General features: G+C 53.0%; 12 protein-coding genes and 1 pseudogene. 3 read left to right on the top strand and 10 right to left on the bottom strand.

Annotation, left to right across the window (positions count from 1 at the left end; translation table 11 throughout):
• Positions 1-300: 300 nt before the first annotated feature.
• Together PSR62_RS02820 and PSR62_RS02815 are read left to right on the top strand one after the other, a co-directional pair.
• Complete coding sequence (locus PSR62_RS02820; RefSeq protein WP_274406314.1) at positions 301-1,518, top strand: glycosyltransferase family 4 protein; 1,218 nt, start codon at positions 301-303, stop codon at positions 1,516-1,518.
• Between the two features lie 6 nt (positions 1,519-1,524).
• Positions 1,525-2,853, top strand: a complete 1,329-nt coding sequence (locus PSR62_RS02815; RefSeq protein ID WP_274406313.1) for an oligosaccharide repeat unit polymerase — start codon at positions 1,525-1,527, stop codon at positions 2,851-2,853.
• Positions 2,854-3,073: 220 nt separating this feature from the next.
• Here PSR62_RS02815 and PSR62_RS02810 read toward each other — a convergent pair.
• Positions 3,074-3,697, bottom strand: a pseudogene (locus tag PSR62_RS02810) (IS66 family transposase).
• Positions 3,698-3,874: 177 nt separating this feature from the next.
• Here PSR62_RS02810 and PSR62_RS02805 point away from each other — a divergent pair.
• Entirely contained in the window at positions 3,875-4,900 is a 1,026-nt protein-coding gene (locus PSR62_RS02805) for an IS630 family transposase (RefSeq protein WP_274406312.1), read from the top strand.
• A 211-nt stretch (positions 4,901-5,111) separates the two neighbouring features.
• On the opposite strand, the gene PSR62_RS02800 is transcribed toward PSR62_RS02805, so the two are convergent.
• The 9 genes from PSR62_RS02800 to PSR62_RS02765 form a co-directional block, all read right to left on the bottom strand.
• On the bottom strand, positions 5,112-5,348 hold the full coding sequence (locus tag PSR62_RS02800) for a hypothetical protein (protein WP_274406311.1): 237 nt from the start codon (positions 5,346-5,348) through the stop codon (positions 5,112-5,114).
• 87 nt (positions 5,349-5,435) lie between these two features.
• The gene (gene tnpB / locus PSR62_RS25640; protein WP_443217472.1) at positions 5,436-5,636 is read right to left on the bottom strand and encodes an IS66 family insertion sequence element accessory protein TnpB; all 201 of its coding nucleotides are present in this window, start codon (positions 5,634-5,636) and stop codon (positions 5,436-5,438) included.
• Positions 5,637-5,694: 58 nt separating this feature from the next.
• Positions 5,695-9,852 (bottom strand): dockerin type I domain-containing protein, encoded by a 4,158-nt coding sequence (locus PSR62_RS02795; protein WP_274406310.1) that lies wholly within the window; start codon positions 9,850-9,852, stop codon positions 5,695-5,697.
• 971 nt (positions 9,853-10,823) lie between these two features.
• Complete coding sequence (tnpC, locus tag PSR62_RS02790; RefSeq protein ID WP_274406309.1) at positions 10,824-12,599, bottom strand: IS66 family transposase; 1,776 nt, start codon at positions 12,597-12,599, stop codon at positions 10,824-10,826.
• Between the two features lie 45 nt (positions 12,600-12,644).
• Entirely contained in the window at positions 12,645-13,013 is a 369-nt protein-coding gene (gene tnpB / locus PSR62_RS02785) for an IS66 family insertion sequence element accessory protein TnpB (RefSeq protein ID WP_274406308.1), read from the bottom strand.
• Positions 13,010-13,336 (bottom strand): IS66 family insertion sequence element accessory protein TnpA, encoded by a 327-nt coding sequence (tnpA, locus tag PSR62_RS02780; protein WP_274406307.1) that lies wholly within the window; start codon positions 13,334-13,336, stop codon positions 13,010-13,012. The genes tnpB (PSR62_RS02785) and tnpA overlap by 4 nt, the downstream gene beginning before the upstream one ends.
• A 664-nt stretch (positions 13,337-14,000) precedes the next feature.
• A complete protein-coding gene (locus tag PSR62_RS02775; RefSeq protein ID WP_274406306.1) occupies positions 14,001-14,915 on the bottom strand; it encodes a hypothetical protein in 915 nt (304 codons plus the stop codon).
• Positions 14,912-16,213 carry a lipopolysaccharide biosynthesis protein gene (locus PSR62_RS02770; RefSeq protein WP_274406305.1) on the bottom strand — a complete coding sequence of 434 codons (1,302 nt, stop codon included), beginning with the start codon at positions 16,211-16,213 and terminating at the stop codon, positions 14,912-14,914. The genes PSR62_RS02775 and PSR62_RS02770 overlap by 4 nt, the downstream gene beginning before the upstream one ends.
• Complete coding sequence (locus tag PSR62_RS02765; protein WP_274406304.1) at positions 16,210-17,103, bottom strand: sulfotransferase family protein; 894 nt, start codon at positions 17,101-17,103, stop codon at positions 16,210-16,212. The genes PSR62_RS02770 and PSR62_RS02765 overlap by 4 nt, the downstream gene beginning before the upstream one ends.
• Positions 17,104-17,410 lie beyond the last annotated feature (307 nt).

Below are 17,410 nucleotides of genomic sequence, written 5' to 3'. Positions count from 1 at the left end.
GACATCGAATCTCCTCCGTTGAGTCAAACGAAACAAGACCCACCAAGCTACCCCCGAGCCTGCAACGATTCTGGTGAACGGTTGCACTCCAGATGCATTGATACCAGCCTCCATTCAAATTACACTGCGTCGCTCAGTGGCTTCCTGTGCCTGCTCGCCACCATGGGCGCTATTGCGATTGACCCAGCCAACCAAGACCTGGTCTCAACGAGTGCAGACAAGTAATTATCCATGCCGTCCTTGAGGCGGCTTCCGTCTTCACTTGTCTTTTTTGCGGCACTTCCATCGGAATCACCACCAATGCCAGAGATAGAACACGTAATCCTCGTAACCGACCACGCCTACATTAATGGTGGCGTCTCGAAGGTGGCCATTGATGAAGCGAAGGGATTGGCAGTAACCGGACGACGTGTCACCTATTTTGCCGCCATCGGACCTGTCGATGAAAGCCTAAAGCAGGCTGGCGTAGAGGTGGTCTGCCTGAATCAACCAGACATTTCAGAAGACAAGAACCGCGCCGCTGCAATGCTGCGAGGTCTTTGGAATCGAGAAGTCGCAAGCGTGCTGACGAGACTAATAGAAGACGCAGATCCCGATCATACTATTCTCCACGGGCATAGTTTTTCTCGCGGGTTGTCACCAGCTTTCGGGCCGGCTTTCGTTAGCGGGAAGTTGCCACACGTTTACACAATGCACGAATACTTCTTAGCATGTCCAAACGGCGGATTCTACGATTACCAACGTCAGGAAATTTGCAAACGCCGCGGGATGGGGGTGAGGTGCCTATGTACGAACTGCGATTCTCGCCATGGCGCTCACAAAATATTTCGCGTGGCCCGACATGCTATATTGCAAGGCATGGGGCGACTACCTCGAGCATTGCGGGATATCGTATATATCTCGCAAACCCAGTTGGAAGTAATGCGGCCGTACTTACCAAAGGCGGCGACTTTGCATCACCTTGCAAACCCAATCGCGATTGACCCAACTGCTGGCAGGACCAAGGCAGAAGACAATGACGTCTTCCTATATGTAGGCAGACTTTCGCCAGAGAAGGGCTGCGTTGATTTCGCGAAGGCTGCTCGTGATGCTGGTGTTCGTGCAGTTTTCCTTGGGAAAGGATCGCAAGAAGATGCGATCCGCCAGGAAAACCCAAATGCTGAACTACTGGGTTGGGTGAACACGGACGAAGTCACACACTGGATGTCCCAAGCTCGGGCATTGGTCTTCCCAAGCCTCTGGTACGAAGGCCAGCCGCTGGTGTCGATGGAGGCACTTTCGAAAGGCTTGCCCGTTATCGTGGCCAACTGGAATGCTGCTGCCGAGCAGATTGAACATGAAAAGACAGGCCTGATCTACACGGAACGAGAAAAGCTCACAGACGTGCTGAAACAACTAACTCCGGCGTTCGCAAAAGAACTCTCAATCAACGCATATAACAATCGTGAAGCTTACGGGAACTCCGTGAAAGACCACGTCGATTCGCTTCTAAACATCTATAGAAAAACTGGGGAGTAGAAGTATATGGTGCTTGCATTACTTACCTGGGCGTTCGGAGTCTCTTTTCTACTCTTCTTTTTCCTGCGATTTATCAAAGCTGGCAACATCGCAGCTTCCGCAGTGCTTGGGATCCTGATCCCTCAAGTATTTGTGAGGCCAGTGATCTTCTTTTTCGGGTTCGACCGACCATTTCCCTATGAGTACTTCGAAAGCGAGGAATGGGTACTCGTCGGCATTGCTCTAGTCGCCGCGTCCGTCTGGATTTTGGTGTTTTCGATCACCCATATGCTGATGATTCGACCTATGGCAACTCTTGGGAATCTGTTTCCGCATCCACCTTCGAACTCTAGTCTAAACATTTTGCTTCTCGTGACGATATTCACGACGGGCATAGGATTGCTTGCCACTGGTCGCTTGATCTCGAACGCAGGATCGATCGCCCGATTCATGTACAATGTCAAAATTGAGAAGGAACTGTCTGGGTTTTATGTGGTTCGAGAGATTTCTGTCGTTGGAGCTATTTTCGCAAGTCTGGCTTTCGTCTCATTCGCAAAACTCATCAAAACAAGGGGCAAAACCAAAAATAGGATTCTATTTATGAGTGCTTCGGTTGTTTTGCTCGCAACTAACCTTGCATGTAACTATTTCTGGGGCAATCGATACAATATTGCAATGCTTGTGATCGCTCTCGCTGGCGGCTGGCACTTTTCCGTTTCGAGTATGAAGTTACGCTACATCGTTGCTTTAGCTCTCATCGTGGCTGCAGGTCTGCAAGGTCTTAAAGCCCATCGCAATTTTTCAGTGGCGACGGTTGCGGAGCGGGAAACTGATAGAGACCAATCGTTCTGGCTGGACATATCAACCTCTTTGCATTTCACTCAATTCGATGCTTTCATGCTTGCTCTTCGTGATGCTGGTGATAGGTTTGACTTTCGCGACGGCAAGGACTTCATTAATGGCATGCTGAGTTGGATCCCGAGGCAACTGTATTCAGACAAAGAATCTTTTCATGTCGGAAAATGGTTTCGACAGGTCTATTACCCCAACGTTGTAAATGGGTGGCCGGTTACCACTATTGGCAGCTGGTATGTTAACTTTGGCGGATGGGGCATCCTTTTCGGCGGGCTGATTTCGGGACTTACTGCAGCGGTTTTCGACAGTGCGTTCCAGAATGTTCGAGGCTCACCATGGCGTGCTACGATGGGCTGGGTCTTAGCCTTATTGTTATTTGACGGTGGTGTCGGGACCGGCTTTGTGCAGCGTCTCTTTCTGATTTTCCTTCCGGTGATTTTGTTAGCAGTGACGCTGCGTCTTTTTCGCGTCGGTTGCGCTCGTGATGAGATAGCGATTTAGATCTTAAATAAGCATTCTCTGAGCCGGCTTTCGCTGATTTTCTCAGTGCAGCGTAACCCTACACCGGCACCGTTTGGATGCTTGGGGTTGACTACTTTTTGCGAGTTCGGCGGCGGGCACGGCCGGTTTTCTTGCGGTCGGCCGCCTGGCGGCGCTCTTCTTGGCGACACTGCCGGATTGACTCAGGATGTTCTGCTTTCCAAGCATGGGGCATCATCGACTACCAGTCGGTGTCCCCGGAGAGCGAATGCCGCAGGACATCATCCGTGTACGCTCGGACGTCCAAGTCGTTGCGGATCGCACTGTCAATGATCGTCAGTAAGTTGGCTGCTCGTTCGCCCGTGGCCACCGAGTCTTTGAGCATCCAGTTCTTGCGACCCGTCGCCACCCGCTTCATCAACTGCTCGCAGTCATTGTTGTCCAATTGGATCGGTGCGTCTTCGGTAACGCCACCCAACGCCTCCCAGTGACGGCGCACATAGGCCGCCGTCATCTTAAATTTGCTTTTGGGAAGCACCTTCGGTGACTACACCGCTTCACTGGAAAGATAAGATTCGACCTGATCGAGAACATGACGTGACAGGCTCTGGCGTCGCGAAAGTTTCTCGGGCTCAGCAAGTTGTTTGCATTGATCTTCCACGTCATAAAGCACTCGAATCAGCGACTCAAGTTTCGCCACTTGGATGGGGAACGCGCTGCGACACTCGTCGATCTTGCGACGCGCAAGCGGCCCAGCACGCCGCGAACGTGATTCGCTTCGCATTTCGATCCTATGAAAACCCGACCAACAGTCGCCGATCAGGTTGCCTTCAAAGTCACGCCGCACATCATCTGGCCCAAACATGTCTTGCTGACGGTAGAACGGCAGGTGATAAGCACGTCGGCAGGTGTGATCGGGTGAAATTGGCGTTTGATTTGCAGCGTTGAGTCAGTGGGAACCTCCTGGATTTGCTAGCAAATCGCCTGATGGTCAGGCGGCAATGTATGGTGGAGTTCTCCCGACAACCACGGGAGTCAAATCATGGCACGGCCTGCAAGCGTATTTGCAAAGATTCAGTCCAACCAGCAACGCAATGAACTGGTGGCTCTTTGGAAGGAGGATCCACATCACTACACCCGAATGCGCGCTCATGCGATCATCCTCAGTGACGCTCATTACGAAATTGAGAAGATCGTCGAGATCTTTGGAGTCAAAAGGGATACGGTTCGTGATTGGATCCAACGATTTGAACAGGGCGGCGTCGACGCACTTCGGGACGAAGATCGTCCGGGTGGCCCGAGGAAACTGAATGAAGAAGAGGAGGAAATTCTTCGAGACCTCTTGAGACGATACCCTTCCAGGCCAGCGACCGTCATCGCTCGCTTGCGGGCGAGAACGGGCAAGTCGATTGGACGAGACACGCTGCGACGATACGCCAAACGGTTTCACTTGAGTTGGAAGCGTTTTCGTCGCAGCCTTCGTAAACGACGAGACGAAAAGGCGTTTCGACTGGCTCAAGATGAACTTGCCGAGTTGCTCAAGGAACCGAAGATCGACGTTGTGTACTTCGACGAGGCGGGATTTTCGCTCAAGGGCGTCGTCCCCTACGGATGGCTTCCAGTAGGCAAACGGATGGACGTGCCCGTGACCGGGGCTCATGGATCGAATGTTCAAGCCATCGGATTTGAGCATCAAGACGGTCATGCTCAAACTTACCTTCATAAAGGTTATGTCTCGACTGAAACAGTGATCCAAATCATGGATGACTTCTGTGAGACAATCGAGCAGACGACTGTCGTGGTGCTCGACAATGCTTCGTGCCATACGAGCCACGCTTTCAACGCCTGCGTGGAGCGTTGGGCGGCTCATGGTCTGCTGGTCTACCACCTTCCGCCCTACAGTCCCGAGCTCAATTCAATTGAACGACTTTGGAAGAAACTAAAATACCAATTGATGCCCGCCGAGGCCTGGGAGAAGTTCTCAACGTTACTCAATACTTTGACGAGCAAGCTCTGCGACATTGGTGAAGTCATCTTCATGCCGTTATTGGAGAGTTATGCCCGATGACTCATGCAGACGTGCTTAGAAGTACTTCCAGGCCAACACTTCGACACCGATCGATACGTCAAAGCAATCACCTTCGGCAAGGCCGGTGGGCTGCTCGGGGCTTGTCGGTTGGATGTGCGTATTTGGCATACTTCGTCAGGCGGACTTTCAGGTCCGCGGGAACCCACTCGAGAGTCTCCACTTCGTTGTAGCCAATTGGCGTCAGCCCGTCTCACTGTCCTTCAGGAACATCGACGATGCGTTCATAATGCGGCAAGTGTTCGGGGAACTTGTGGTCGCCTGTTGGGGGGCGATTTCGTCGTCGCTTCTTCTTGTCTTCTTCGGCGTCGTCAACGATTTGCTCAGCGTCGCGGATCGCCTCTTCGAGTGCGCTGATGACTTCGGGCGTGGGCTCTTCGGCCAAGTCAAAATGCAATTGGCCGTCAAAGCCAACATTGTCGATTGTCACATGCGATGTTTCGCAATCGGTCTTGAGTAGTTCGACGGTGCCGTGCTCGAGCCGCTTGTACCTGAACGTAAGCCCGCCGCCTGGGTATCACTGGACCGGGCACCACAGGGCTTTGATGCGATCACGCTTGCGATTGGCAAAGAGAAACAGAGAACCGTCATTGACTCTCTGCCCCAGCGTGTTGGTAACGATGCCAGTGAGCCCGTCAAACCCTTTCCGGAAATCAATGGGCTGCGCGCAAAGATCAACCTGCGTCGACAACAGTTTTGGTCTACGGTTACCCTGCACCGATGTGATCGTGTCCTCGAGCAGGGAAAACTTATTGTCGCTAGACAAGTATTTACGCCTAAACCAGAAGAACGTCCTCCTGGAGCAAGGTTTTTAGATCTTCTTTCCGAAAAAATGCATCAACAGCTGTTTGTTGCTGAAGGTCAGTGCTCACCGATTCCTCGTGAGTTGCCCCCATCTTGAAAGCAGGACGAGCAATCGAATTGATGATCATGAGGGCGTCAAGCGCGGTCACGTAACCATCGTTGTTGATGTCCAATTCAAGATTGGTTGCTTTGTTCAGCGGTTCAGAACCGATGTGCCCTTGATCCGACAGGTGGTTGATGATGATCAAAGCATCCAGTGCGCTAATAACGCCATCTTGATTGGGATCCTGCCTCAAAGGTTCTTCTACAATCGTGGTCGCAGCGTTCGTTAAAAATGCGGCTGCATTCGTTCCGAAAGCGGCGGTGTTGCGTGAAAGAATGGGGCCGGCGCCGAAGGCAGCGTACCCGACAGCTTCATTGGAATGGGTGGTCTCAGCATCGGCTGATTTTTCCTCCTCGACAATTACCTGCACCGAATCGCGATCCAGGTTGCGGAAACGCAATCCCGCAGGATCCGTCCCAGTGGTTGTCTGCATCGAAGCGAGGAAGACGGGGGCGGTATTGAATGCGGTTCCTAAGTTGATCGTGCGGAAGGTGTCCGAAACGACTTCGCCGGTAGCTTGAATTCGATATGGCGATCCAGAAATGCTGCCGTTGCCTCGCTCCAACGCGACATAGCCAACCCGCTCGTTGTTGTGAGATCCGTCTGCACCCTGCTCTTCTTGCACTCGAACCTTGAAGCTGGATCGAGTGATTTCTTGCTGGCGAGTGACCACCGCAGAGGGCCCGTTGACTGTCTGAACTTGGCTGAGCACCACCGGTGCAGAATCAAACACCTCTGGGAAATTGACCCGCTTGAGATTTGCGTTGACGGATTGAGTGCCTGCGTGAACGAGCGTCCCATCGGGAAGCGTGTAGGTACCGCTTTCAACGACGAGGTAACTGATGTTTTCGTTGGAGTGATTTCCGTCCAGATAATCCCATTCTTGGACACGAACTTGGAAGCTACCAGAGGTGACGTTGCGAACACGAACCGTGACCGGGTCTGAGCCGGCAAACGAAGGAGGTGACACGATGACCACCGGATCGACATAAGCGTTCCGAAGCTGGACCGTCTTCCAAGCGTCATTGGCGGTCGTCTTCCCTGTCTCACCAAGGACTTGAACGGGCTGCCCAATCAATGTCGCGCCGGCACCGAAGGCAGCGTAGCCGACAGCTTCATTGGAATGAGTGGTCTCAGCATCGGCTGATTTTTCCTCCTCGACAATTACCTGCACCGAATCGCGATCCAGGTTGCGGAAACGCAATCCCGCAGGATCCGTTCCTGTGGTTGTCTGCATCGAAGCGAGGAAGACGGGGGCGGTATTGAATGCGGTTCCTAAGTTGATCGTGCGGAAGGTGTCCGAAACGACTTCGCCGGTAGCTTGAATTCGATATGGCGATCCAGAAATGCTGCCGTTGCCTCGCTCCAACGCGACATAGCCAACCCGCTCGTTGTTGTGAGATCCGTCTGCACCCTGCTCTTCTTGCACTCGAACCTTGAAGCTGGATCGAGTGATTTCTTGCTGGCGAGTGACCACCGCAGAGGGCCCGTTGACTGTCTGAACTTGGCTGAGCACCACCGGTGCAGAATCAAACACCTCTGGGAAATTGACCCGCTTGAGATTTGCGTTGACGGATTGAGTGCCTGCGTGAACGAGCGTCCCATCGGGAAGCGTGTAGGTACCGCTTTCAACGACGAGGTAACTGATGTTTTCGTTGGAGTGATTTCCGTCCAGATAATCCCATTCTTGGACACGAACTTGGAAGCTACCAGAGGTGACGTTGCGAACACGAACCGTGACCGGGTCTGAACCAGCAAACGAAGCAGGCGACACGATCACCACCGGATCGACATAAGCATTCCGAAGCTGGACCGTCTTCCAAGCGTCATTGGCGGTTGCCTTCCCGGTCTCACCAAGAACTTGAACGGGCTGCCCAATCAATGTCGCGCCGGCGCCGAAGGCAGCGTAGCCGACAGCTTCATTGGAATGGGTGGTCTCAGCATCGGCTGATTTTTCCTCCTCGACAATTACCTGCACCGAATCGCGATCCAGGTTGCGGAAACGCAATCCCGCAGGATCCGCCCCAGTGGTTGTCTGCATCGAAGCGAGGAAGACGGGGGCGGTATTGAATGCGGTTCCTAAGTTGATCGTGCGGAAGGTGTCCGAAACGACTTCGCCGGTAGCTTGAATTCGATATGGCGATCCAGAAATGCTGCCGTTGCCTCGCTCCAACGCGACATAGCCAACCCGCTCGTTGTTGTGAGATCCGTCTGCACCCTGCTCTTCTTGCACTCGAACCTTGAAGCTGGATCGAGTGATTTCTTGCTGGCGAGTGACCACCGCAGAGGGCCCGTTGACTGTCTGAACTTGGCTGAGCACCACCGGTGCAGAATCAAACACCTCTGGGAAATTGACCCGCTTGAGATTTGCGTTGACGGATTGAGTGCCTGCGTGAACGAGCGTCCCATCGGGAAGCGTGTAGGTACCGCTTTCAACGACGAGGTAACTGATGTTTTCGTTGGAGTGATTTCCGTCCAGATAATCCCATTCTTGGACACGAACTTGGAAGCTACCAGAGGCGACGTTGCGAACACGCACCGTGACCGGGTCTGAACCAGCAAACGAAGCAGGCGACACGATCACCACCGGATCGACATAAGCGTTCCGAAGCTGGACCGTCCTCCAAGCGTCATTGGCAGTTGTCTTCCCGGTCTCACCAAGGACTTTGCCAACGAATGAAGGGCTCGAAGGCGGCGGCGGAGGAGGAGGAGAGGTGCTTCTTACCGCGTCGATCGCCGCCTCGGCATTCACGAAGCCAAATCCGGTTTCAAAGTCAAAACCGGGAGACAGCATATCGATTGCTGTTTGTTCCAGGGTCGAATAGATTTGCTCTGGCGTCAGACTATTTGGACCACCGGAAGAATCCAACATCAATGCTGCCACAGCCGCAATATGTGGCGCCGCGGCTGAGGTCCCGGAAAAATTTGGAATACCGTCACCGTCGGGATCGTTGCCCGGAATGAAGAATGAAGTATTGGTGTTATCCGGACCGGTTACACGAGGTTGTTGTCGGACTTCAGGCGTAGCGAGACGATTTCCATTGACGTCGAATAAAATGGGAAGACCACCAGCAGATGTGGTTGGCTGAGGGACTGGCGGATTGACGCCGAACTCAGGTGTATCTCGATAGTCTGCCGCGGCGATGCCTGCACCTCCTACCGCCATGTGATGACCATAGAGCGTGCTGCTTCTCGTATCAAATTCACCAATGTCGAAACTGACGCTGCTGCTGACGTATTTCAATAGCCCTGGTTGTGGCTGCCCGTTGATCGCTCTGACGGCGATCAGAATGTTAAAGAACCGTGATTGAGCTGTCGGATTGCTCAAGGATACAATTTCAAGGGCGTCACCACCAACATTGGAGGTTGTGCTTGCCGCAACAAGAGCCTGCGTTTGAAAATCAAAGACAAATATATCCATGTCGTTGGCTGCGCCAGTTCCTCCTGCGGATGCAAAGGGCTGATCCCATTGAAATGAGATATTTGCCCGCCCGCCTGGAGCCAAGGCGACCAACTGAAAATTGTCTTGTCCCGGCCCGGGATCGAAGTCAAATGTGTTGTATGGTCCAGCGCCGGCAATCGATACCGCTGAGCCACCGGTGCGGAATTGACTGGAGTATGAAGTGCGCCCCTGGTTTCCCGCTGATGAGAAGAATGGAATGCCCTGTGAAGTGACATTCGCGGCAGCCTGTGCAATGATTCCATCTTGAAAAAATGGCTGGTCAGGGTAGGTGACGTCATCCACGATGACGTCTGCCCCTGCATTCGCCAAATCGAGGATTCCTTGCGCAAAGGACGCAGCACCTTCGCTGGCGGTGTGAAAAGCCAGCGATGCACCAGGGGCAATGTCATGTATCAACTCCAGCATCGCACGGCCTTCGTCGGTCCCTGATGTCCCCAGGTCACTCAACACCTGGACCGGGGTAGTGAAACCAGCCGGATTTCCAGGGCCGGGTAAGTTCCCGCTTGAGACTCCACCCGCGGCGCCACCACCACCGGAATTGCGATCAAAACTATCTGATAGCACCCCGATCTTTATTCCGGAACCATCAACACTGAATTGAGTCTTCGCCACGTCCGATCGCAATGCGCGGTCGGCTTGATTTGTCACTGTTCCGGCGGAAAGACTTGGTGGGTAAACAGGACGTGCAAATTTGACGGACGCTAGCTGTGCCAAGCCCCCGAGTTTCTGTGGTGGGATTGATCCACTAATCACACTGCCAAAAGTTTCATTCTCGACAAACCCTAACGACAAAAGATCATTGAGCGTTTGCTCAGTGCTCTCGCTTGCGATGACGTTGATGAGATAGTTCCCACTTGAGTCGATCAAAACTGGATTGTGTGTCAGTGTCGAGTTTTCCCCCGCGGAATAGGTCGGACTCAATATCGTCGATCGCCGGTAGGCATCATACAAATCGCCTCCAATGGTTGTGCGAATTGGATCTTCGGCGAAGGAATGAATGCTCAACGCGGTAGAAGCACTGAGCGACGGACCTTGGCTTACAAAAAACGGCTCAAGCTGAATTGGTTCCGCTGCGAGAATATCCGCAGGCGTGAGATCAGTGTGGGCCCAAATCTCACTGCTGAAATCCAGTTCGGCGGTCAAGGGAAGCCGCGATTCAAGTTTCTCAAGACAGTGAATGCCGCTTGGCTTCGAACGATGGCGGTTTCGTGACTCCCCTGCCTTCAGATGACGAGCAAGAGACCAAAGTTGCTTGGTGAAGAGGTTCATCGGCAGAATGGTCCTTTACGTGCTTATCACTGTGTGATGATACGTGTTTCAGCGAGCCCGAGCGGTGTTCGACTACCTCTTTCGGCGGGCTACTAGCCTGAGACTATTCGCAAACGTGGCTACAAACAAGATAGCGGTCGAAAAAATCGCATGCCATTTGGGGGGCGGCAGAAGTGAATTGACGCTCCGGGAGGAGATAACGAACCGTCTGAGATTCACTCGAGTGTAACCGTTCACCGGGACCATTCGACCTGGTGGGTTGACGGCTATTTTTTGAGACGTCGGCGGCGGGCGCGTCGGACTCGCTTGCGGTCGGCTGCTTGTCGACGTTCGTCTTGCCGGTAGTCGCAGATGGATTCCGGGTGCGAGTTTCTCCAGGCAGGTGGGCTCAGCGCTGACCAGTCGGTTTCGCCAGCCAGGGCTCGGCGTAGCACATCATCCAGATAGGCGTGAACGTCCAATTCATTGCGAATCGCTGTCCCGATAATCGTCATCAAGTTCGCCGCTCGCTCACCTGCCGACAGCGAGCCTTTGAACAACCAGTTCTTGCGGCCTGTCGCCACTCGCTTCATCAACTGTTCGCAGTCGTTGTTGTCGATCGGAACGCGAGCGTCTTCGGTGAACCGATTCAGTGCCGCCCAGTGTCGACGCACGTACGCTGCCGCTTGGCCAAGATTGCTTTTGGGAAGCACCTTGGGCGAACTCATTGTTTCGCTTTGCAGGTATTCGTCGATCAAGCCCAGTACGTGACGCGAGAGGCTTTGCCTTCGCGACAGTCGCTCCGCGTCATCGAGAGTCTTGATTTGATCCTCGATGTCGTAAAGCATCCGGATCAGTGATTCCAGCTTCGCCACTTGGATCGGGAACGCACTGCGGCACTCGTCAATCTTGCGACGCGCATGCGCCCAGCACGCTGCGAACTTGATTCGCGAGTCGCTGCGCACATCGATCTTTTGAAAGCCTGACCAGCAGTCGCCGATCAGCGTTCCTTCGTAATCCGCCAGCACATCATCGGGGCCGTCACGGTGACGACTGACCGTGAAGTCGAACCCGACCACCGGAAGACGCGATGCGTAGTAGCCCCAGAAGTTCGCTTGGATGCTTGGCTTGCCAGAGGCGATGGCCTTTTCAAGCACTTCGACAACTCGGTCTGCGCGTGGATGATTCGATAAGTCGGGCATCACTTTGGGCGTGATCAGCACCACGCCTGTGTCATCACAGCCCACGCAAGCATCTGTCTTGAGAAACGACCGCAAGTGTTCGGCCAGTGGGCGTAGCGCGAACTCGACGGAGGTTTCAATATTCGCCAGCGTGCTACGACTGGGCGTCCAGCCGCTGCCGGCGAACAGGTCTTGCTGACGGTAGAACGGCAGGTGATAGAAGTACTTCCAAGCGATGACTTCGACACCGATCGAAGCGTCGAAGCGATCCCCTGCGACCAGTCCGGTAGGGCGCTCGGGGCTGATAATGGCCGGCCCTTCTTCGACACGATTCTTTTCAATTGGCTGAACGTACTTGGCGTACTTGTTGACGCGAACACGAAGTTTCGGCCGAATCCACTCGAGCGTTTCGACCTCGTCATAGCCGATCAGCTTCAAGCCCTCGCGTCGAGCTTCGGGAAGGTCAACGATCCGCTCAATTCGCGGCAAGTGCTCGGGGAACTTACGGTCATTTTTGGCAGGCTGCTTGCGACGTCGTTTCTGTTTTTCTTCCTCAGCGTCTTGGGCGACCTGCTCCGCTTCCCGGACGGCTTCTTCCAGTGCACTGACCACTTCGGGAGTCGCTTCATCGCCGAGGTCCAGAAACAGCTGGCCGTCGCCGTCGACGCGGCGTTCACTCCGTCTGCCAAAGAGTTGCTGAAGCAGCTTGTCGACCTTCAGCTGGAGGTCGATGTTCTTTTCCTCGAGCTTGTCATTGTGGCTCTTCAGCTCGAGTACCGAGTGGGCTTGCTCTTCGACTTGTGATTTTAGGCTTGCGATTATGCGGTGACACGACTCGATGTCATTGGGCGGTTGAACGTTCGTTGATCGCTTCGCATCCATGGTGCGCAATTATACGAAACGCACCCTGGATGCAAAGTGTTCCCATCAAGCAACTTTCATTCGCTTGCGTCTTGTCTTGGCCGATTTCAGTGACACGCCAGCGATCCACATCGCGAGCTCGACCGAATCGATCGTGATATGCGATTGATCGCATGGAGACGTTGGCAGCTCAACGGTGCCTTGCTCGAGCCGTCTGTACCACAAGGTCAATCCACCAGTCTCCCACCAGAGGGCTTTGATGCGGTCTCGCTTTCGATTGACAAACAGAAACAGCGAACCGTCGGTGACGCTCTTGCCCAGCGACGTGGTGACGATTCCGGTCAGACCATCAAAGCCTTTTCGAAAGTCGACTGGATCGGTGCACAGATAGATCGGCGTGCCCCCTGAAACTTTATTGCCGGGCAATCCGATCATGGCTGATCCTTCCGCAATGGATTCGGCGGAGAATCAGTCGGTACTTCGACACGAATGCGGACGCCACCGGGAAGTTCAATCGTCGCGCTGGCGTGATTCGCAGCAGGAGTGGGGCGATCCGGTGTGGCTTGAAACGAGACGGGCACAAACTTGGCCACGGCGGAGGCTTTCGGATCCCGTGCCGAACGCAGCTTGCGTTTCCAGTTGTAGAAAGAAGGCTGCGAAACACCTTCGGCGGTACAGAACTCAGCGACTGTCATCTGAGCTTGCTCAAATCGTTGCAAACGCTCCGTCCAAAGATTCGCGGTTTCGGATCGAGTCATGGGGGTTCTCCATTGGGAAGCAAAATAAACCCAATACCCTAAAACCCGCGCCTACAACGGTTCTGGTGAACGGTTACCCATCGGCGACATGACGCCACAAGCCAAGTTGCTTGGCAAAGAACGCGAGGTCTTCGCCAATCGAGATCAGAAACTCGAAGCAGCCCGCGAGACGCGTCGACTGCGGCGCGGGCAGCAAGCTGCTTGATTGCGACGTACTGCGTCGCCAGATAAAATGACAACGCTTGGTCGGAGGATAGAGCTCTGGTGAGAACCAACTCGAACGCCGTGCCAAGTGAAACGTCGAAGGGCGGCGGTGTCTTCGGATGCCGCTCCTCTTTCCCTTCGATATTTCCGCAATGCGAAAACCTCCACACTGGATCGGGAGCTGACAGCCCACTTGCGTGGCACATCAACAACTTTTGAAACACCGATTCACTCGTCAAACGAGTCGGCAACTTTCCTTTTTGGAATATCAACGATCAGGTCTAACTCCAGTTCACGCTGAACCAATACAATAGAATGCGTTCCGCGGTGCGTTGCAAAGTTTTTCTGTCGCAACCCAAAACGTACCCTGCTGCTCTCGTCGTCGTTTTCCTAATGCCATTTCGGTCCTCCAAGCGTGATTCACACATCGTAACCGAATCGAACGAAAATTAACACGCTGTTAAGCGGTCAATATGCCCCAAAGCGAACTGTTTAGTTCCGATACCAATTCAATTTCTTTTTTCGATAACACTTTTTGCCAATAGCTATTTGCCTGGGCAGCGGAACGATTAAAGTCATGAACCGTGTTGCTATTTGGCATAGTTTTCCGTGTCTTAAATTTGTTTCTTGAGGACAATACATCTTCCGCCTTTTGCGGCATTGATTCCCCCAGCCAAGAAAATAGGGCTTGATATGCCGAACGCTCATCTTTAGCAACCTTCTCCATGTTGAAGAGGTAAACATTACCTCTAGCTTCTGTTGAAATCGCGACGAAGCGCTGATGGATCAGATGCCAAAGCAAGGCGGCAGACCCGACGGGAGTATCGCCAACGCGTTCGATCCAATCCTCAAAACCTGCGATCTCGCCAAACTCAGCTCGGTATCGAGGATAGATTTCTTTGGCCCCTGAAATCCAACCGAGACGCTTAAAGCTGGCGGCGTGTGCATGCGGGGAACGAATGCTCACCACGGCACGGAAGTCTAGATCAAACGAACTACTCGCGCAGAAAACCGCATGCGGGTCTTTCCAGATCAGCAGACGCTTGTGGCGTTGTAATTTTGCGAGGCGATACGATCGCAGGCTACGAGTTCCAAAAAAACGAGTGAACAACGCTTCGAACTGCCGATGTCCCGGGCGTCTTTGTGGTTTGAATCTCAATCTAAGTCGTCGCATGTCTTCGACAAACTGAACCAAGCTGGGGACTGGCAGCGTCGGTTCCCCAGGAATTGGGAAGCGTGTCACGAACCGACAATCCCCGGTCGGCCCCATCGGTTCATACAGCTCGAATGCGCCTGGCACCATCGACAACATGTGCCCCACGGGCGTAGTGCCGCTGCGTGGCGCTCCAGTAACTAATAAAACTTTTTCGATCATAGGTCCACAGCTTCGGTCAAGGATGATTTTTCGGGAACCGATTCTTGTAAAGGGATGCCGGATAGAACAGATGAAAAGGAAACAGCCGTAAGAATGAGATTGACAATTGACAAGGCAACCAACGCCCATGCAGCACCAATCGCGCCATGTGACGGGATTAGACAAAGGGAGGCGAGAATAGCAACAAGAAGTGTTATGCCATTTCCTAGTAGACGATGCCAGAAAGCTTGGCCAGCGGTAATTGCAAATTGCAAAGGTGCTGCGGAAATTCGCAAAGCCGCTGCAAGGATAGATATATGGAAGATATCGCTGCGGACGTATTCCGTGCCGTAGAGTAACCTTAGCGCCAGGTCTCCAAAGAAATAGGCACCGATCCATACAAGCGAGCCAAGGAAAGCTGACAATGCTGTCAATCTTCCGCTAAAACGCTGGAAATCAAACTTGTTTCCATTTCGATACAGTCGTCGCAGCCTAGCCGCAGACGCAGTGCCAATGGCACCGCTGAAGGTATTTAATCCAACATTGATATAAGCAATTGCGCCAAAAATGCCGACGGTTGCTAGGTCTACATGACGCTGCAGGACAAGTACCGGCACACTCGTCGCACCATTCATTAGCATTACCGCGAAACCGAGCGGAAGCATCCATTTTGCAAGCTGGAATAGCTTAGAAGGTGAAACAGCTAAGATTTCACCCAGCCGAACCTCTGCATGCAGGCGAGAAAGCAAACGCTTGTCAACCAATCTAAGGCAAATCCACCAAAGGACGGCCTCGACGAGTAAAGACAACGGCAGGCTTCGGGAGAACCAGAAGTATCCTGCGAAACCCCCAAATCCGAGGAGGCCCCGCGATACTGTTGAAGCAGCCACGTAATCTAGTCTCTCCTCTCGCTGGAAAATCCCGTGATTCATGTTCGTATGAGCCCCCACCAGTTTCACCATGGCGAAGGAGGCCACAACGGCTTTCGTGAGCAGGCTTGATCCGTCCAGGTAGGTGAGCAAAAGGACTCCAACAACTCCAATTGCACATAACGAAGAAAACGTTCTTAGTGCCATGTAGTCGACTCGATTGAATTCATCCAGATCGTCGACCGCGTGACCGTCTCGCATTGCCATCTGTGCGAACATGAAAACAGGAGTAACAAGTGCGGTGGCGACCACCATTACCCCCATCTGCTCAGCTGTTCCGAACCGCCCAATGACTATCACGATGCCCCACTGCGTTAACGCGAAAATCGCGTTAGCGATTCCGGAATGCAACATATTGCTACGCAGTGAGGGGCGGTTTCCTACCTTCATTTTGCGTTTTCGTACCAACTATGCGGGACGGTGATTCCAAGAGACTCTAAGCGAGTGAAATCGCCTTCGTACTGCTCTCGCAGTTTCGCACGGATCATAGGATTCATCGGTGGATAATCGAATGACCTGCTGTTTAAAGACAATAGTTTTATTCCCAACGCGGTTCGAAATTGTCGTGGTAACATAGCCTGAGCAAGGTGTTTCAACGGGTTCCGACGATTGACCAAATTCTGGACAAGCGACGAATAGGGCATCGAAGAGTTGTTGGAGCGCGTGACGGAGGCCAGTTCAGATCGCTCGGGAAGATCCAGGAATTTTCTTACGCGATACTGGAGCGTAGAGATCTCCTTAAGGTCCGATTCGAACAGTATTAGAAAATGCGTTCTCCCAAGGCACTCAAAAGCAATGTCCATCTGCTGACCGTACTGGCCGACGGTTCTGTATGCGTGACGCCACCATCGCCCACTTGCTGCACGGGTCGTTCTTATGCGTTCTTCCTCTGCTTGTAGCGCCTCCGTGAACCCAAGCTTTTCGTTTCCAAGTCGGCGTTGATGCCAATAAGCAGAGTAGGCTCGCTTCACTGGATCACGTAGACAAACGATGAACTTAGCATTCGGGCCGGTGAATCCCGAGATGCGGCCAAGAGCCTCGCAAGAAGTTAAGTAAAAAGGAGTCGCGTCACAAAGAATCGTCGACTTACCAATTGCTTTTGGTGAGTAAAACTCGCGATGGTACCACTCTTCCCCACGCGCAAATCTCGACTCGTCACAAAAAAAATAGGTTTCCTTGATCGATGGCACGAAAATCTCTGATTGCTCTGACAATAGGTCGGCAACCGTTGTTGTGCCACATTTTTGCGCACCTAATAGAAAGACGGAAGGACTAATCATTGTAATAACCGTTCTTGGTTAGTGATCCAAACCCTAGATTCGACTCCTTGAAGGCTGCCTGTGTCAACGGTCGTGTCAATCCGACGGTGACATGCAACCATGTCACCGCAAGCCTCAAGACGCTCGGCTTGAACGCAACTCGGAAGTCCGGAATATAAGCCAATGTAGGTTTCATTTAACTGTCGAGTTCCATTCGCCTCCAGGGAGGAATCGAGATGTTCTTCAAGATGCTGTGTCGCCTTCGGATTGCCATAGGTCCAATAATAGCGAGAACCGAACCGACTAATCGTGTCGTGAAAAACAGAAA

It is taken from the genome of Rhodopirellula sp. P2, from assembly GCF_028768465.1.
In the GTDB taxonomy this organism is placed as follows: domain Bacteria; phylum Planctomycetota; class Planctomycetia; order Pirellulales; family Pirellulaceae; genus Rhodopirellula.
Note: the sequence above shows the minus strand (reverse complement) of the source record. Positions and strands in the feature narration are given on the sequence as shown.

Bases quoted from the DNA above. Each gene is read 5' to 3' on its own strand.
- PSR62_RS02820 (WP_274406314.1), top strand. From the start codon at position 301: ATGCCAGAGATAGAACACGTAATCCTCGTAACCGACCACGCCTACATT.
- PSR62_RS02815 (WP_274406313.1), top strand. From the start codon at position 1,525: ATGGTGCTTGCATTACTTACCTGGGCGTTCGGAGTCTCTTTTCTACTC.
- PSR62_RS02805 (WP_274406312.1), top strand. From the start codon at position 3,875: ATGGCACGGCCTGCAAGCGTATTTGCAAAGATTCAGTCCAACCAGCAA.
- tnpC (WP_274406309.1), bottom strand. From the start codon at position 12,599: ATGGATGCGAAGCGATCAACGAACGTTCAACCGCCCAATGACATCGAG.
- tnpB (WP_274406308.1), bottom strand. From the start codon at position 13,013: ATGATCGGATTGCCCGGCAATAAAGTTTCAGGGGGCACGCCGATCTAT.
- tnpA (WP_274406307.1), bottom strand. From the start codon at position 13,336: ATGACTCGATCCGAAACCGCGAATCTTTGGACGGAGCGTTTGCAACGA.
- PSR62_RS02775 (WP_274406306.1), bottom strand. From the start codon at position 14,915: ATGATCGAAAAAGTTTTATTAGTTACTGGAGCGCCACGCAGCGGCACT.
- PSR62_RS02770 (WP_274406305.1), bottom strand. From the start codon at position 16,213: ATGAAGGTAGGAAACCGCCCCTCACTGCGTAGCAATATGTTGCATTCC.
- PSR62_RS02765 (WP_274406304.1), bottom strand. From the start codon at position 17,103: ATGATTAGTCCTTCCGTCTTTCTATTAGGTGCGCAAAAATGTGGCACA.